1 protein-coding gene is annotated in these 505 nt (G+C 68.8%); it reads right to left on the bottom strand.

Annotation, left to right across the window (positions count from 1 at the left end):
* Positions 1-505 (bottom strand): tripartite tricarboxylate transporter substrate-binding protein (locus AC1DCP_RS26355; protein WP_476774864.1); only part of this gene is annotated, 505 nt, incomplete at both ends.

The following is a 505-nucleotide window of genomic DNA, read 5'->3' as shown; positions in this document are numbered from 1 at the left end:
CTTGTAGGGGATGTGGAGCAGATCCACCTGTGCCATCGACGTGAACAACTCCCCCGCCAGATGGATCGACGTACCGTTGCCGGCCGACGCGTAGGTGTACTTGCCCGGCCGCGCCTTGGCGCTGGCGATCACCTCCGCCACGGTCTTGGCCGGCGTCTTCGCCTTGTTGGCGACCAGCACGTTTGGCACCACGGCCAGCAGCGAGACCGGCGCGAAATCCTTGACCGGGTCGTAGCCGAGCTTGCCGTACAGCGCCGGATTGACCGCCATGCCATTGGCCACGATCAGCAGCGTGTAGCCATCGGCCGGGGCACGCGCCACCAGTTCCGCGCCGATGTTGCCGCCCGCGCCCGGACGGTTGTCCACCACCACGGSCTGGCCGAGCGTCCTGGACATGTCCTCGCCCAGCGTGCGGGCGATGTTGTCCATCGCGCCGCCGGCCGGGAACGGCACGATCCAGCGGATGGGATGGTCGGGATAGGCGGCGTGGGCGGTGCCCGCCACC

Source organism: Agrobacterium sp. 10T429 (assembly GCF_056393925.1).
This window is presented reverse-complemented; position numbering and strand designations above follow the sequence as displayed.